We start from the raw sequence: 1,909 nt of genomic DNA on the forward strand, positions 1-1,909 counted from the left end.
ACCACACGCTCGTCACGCTGCACGTGGGCGCGCACAAGCTGACGGTGAAGGGTGCGAAGGATTTCGACCAGGCGGTCGGGCGGYGGGTCAGCGTGGCGTTCGATCCGGGTGCGGCGTTCGTCTTCGACGGGGCGACGGGCCTGCGGGTGCGCTGACGAGGGGCAGCCCGGTCACAGGTGCCGCGACAGCAGCATCCGCAGGCCGGCGAAGCCGAAGAACACCGCGATCGTGCCGTCGAACACGCGACGGGTCGAGCGGTAGGCGCGCCGCGCGACGGAGGTGGAGAACAGCAGCGCGTAGCTGATGAAGATCAGCAGGCCCAGCAGGCTGCAGGCCGCGAACACGACCAGCGAATCGGTCGGCGACGCATGGACCGGCAGGCCCATCGAGATCGTCGACAGCCAGACGAAGATGGCCTTCGGGTTCGTGATGTGCATCGCGACGCCCTTCAGGAAGATCTGCCGCAGGCTGCCGGTGCGGCCGGCCGCGCCGGCATCGGCCGCATCGTGGCGCGACAGGGCCGAGCGCCCGGCCTTGAGCGCGAGCCACAGCAGGTACAGCCCGCCGATCACCTTGACCACCGTCAGCGCGCCGGACCAGGCGGCCAGCAGCGACGCGAGGCCGAGCGCGGCGGTAAGCCCGAGTGTCCATGACGACAGCGTGATGCCGGCGGCGAGTGCGAACGCCGGCGCCCGGCCGCCGTTCATCGCGGTGCCCATCAGCGCGACGATGCTCGGGCCGGGGCTCGCGCAACCGATGAAGTAGGCGGTGCAGGCGACGGCGAGGTTGGGGTTGGAGGTCAGGGTGTCGAGGTGCATGGGTCGCTCTTCAGTCTCATCCAGGGAAACGTGCCTCGAGCCTGGCAATCACCACGTCCAACGGCAATGCCTCCACCGCTCCTGTCTGCAGATCTGCCTGGGCCTGGAGTGATTCGAAGGTCATGAACATGGTTGCGCGCTCATTGGAGGCGTGCGAGGTGGCGTCTGCTACGGCAGCAGGTGCTGCGCGCGCAGCCCGGGTTCTTCGTAGACGGAATCTTCCGCTGGGTAGCGCAGGTTCTTCGCGCCGGCCTGTTTGGCCAGGGACCACACGATGCTCTCGCCGGCGGGCAGTGTCGACGGTGCCGTCACGTAGAGTGGATCGGCGAWGGCCTGTGCCGGAGACACGAAACTCCAGCCATGTGCCCTGAACTCGCGGGCGATCACGCCGATCGAGGCGGCATTGATCGCGTTGACGTGCAGCAGCATCACATGCGCGGGGCTGCGGTGCAGCGTGCTGCGTGCGAGCTTGTCGTAGTAGCCCGCGCGGTCCAGCAGGTGGCGGATGTAGGCCTTCTGCAGGGGTTCGAACTGGCTGCGCTTTCCGGCCGCGAGCTGATCGAGCCAGACCTCGTTGAAGTACCAGTCGCTGGTATCGATGGAAACCGGCGCGGGCCGGTAGCCGTGGTCCTTCATCCAGGCACGCATGCCGTCGCGCTTGGCCGGCGTGTCGCCTTCCTTCAGGTACGGGAACCGCAGCATCGGCACCCAGGTGGGCAGCGTGTTGAAGGCCTGGTCGGCCTCTTCGACGTCCTGCACAAACTCGGCAAGCGTGAGCTTCGGCGAGGCCAGGTTGCGGTGCCGGGCGGTGTGGTTGCCGACCGCGTGGCCGGCAGCAGACCACGCGGCCACCAGATCGYGGCCGGCTCCCGGGCCCGTGGCTGACAGCGCCGGGAAGATCATCGACGGGATCGATGCGGCGCGCAGCCCCGACAGCAGCGTGCCGTTCCACTCGCGGGCCAGCGGTTCGGTGTCGGGATTCACGCCATCGTCGAAGGTCAGCGCGAGGGTCTGTGCGTGGGCGGTGAGTGAGCAGAGACAGGCGAGCACGAACACGAGCGCGAGCCTGAGGTTGAAGCTCAGCGCTGCCA

2 protein-coding genes are annotated in these 1,909 nt (G+C 68.3%); both read right to left on the reverse strand.

The window, feature by feature from the left end; all coding sequences use genetic code 11:
* Nucleotides 1-170: 170 nt before the first annotated feature.
* Nucleotides 171-818: a LysE family translocator gene (locus tag AC1D12_RS32180; protein WP_477845218.1), complete on the reverse strand. Its 648-nt coding sequence runs from the start codon at nucleotides 816-818 to the stop codon at nucleotides 171-173.
* Nucleotides 819-986: 168 nt separating this feature from the next.
* On the reverse strand, nucleotides 987-1,909 hold a 923-nt coding region (locus tag AC1D12_RS32185; RefSeq protein ID WP_477845219.1), incomplete at its 5' end, for a polysaccharide deacetylase family protein.

The organism is Rhizobacter sp. P1_G5, from assembly GCF_056405435.1.

Coding starts and splice junctions, on each gene's coding strand:
- AC1D12_RS32180 (WP_477845218.1), bottom strand. CDS start 818: ATGCACCTCGACACCCTGACCTCCAACCCCAACCTCGCCGTCGCCTGC.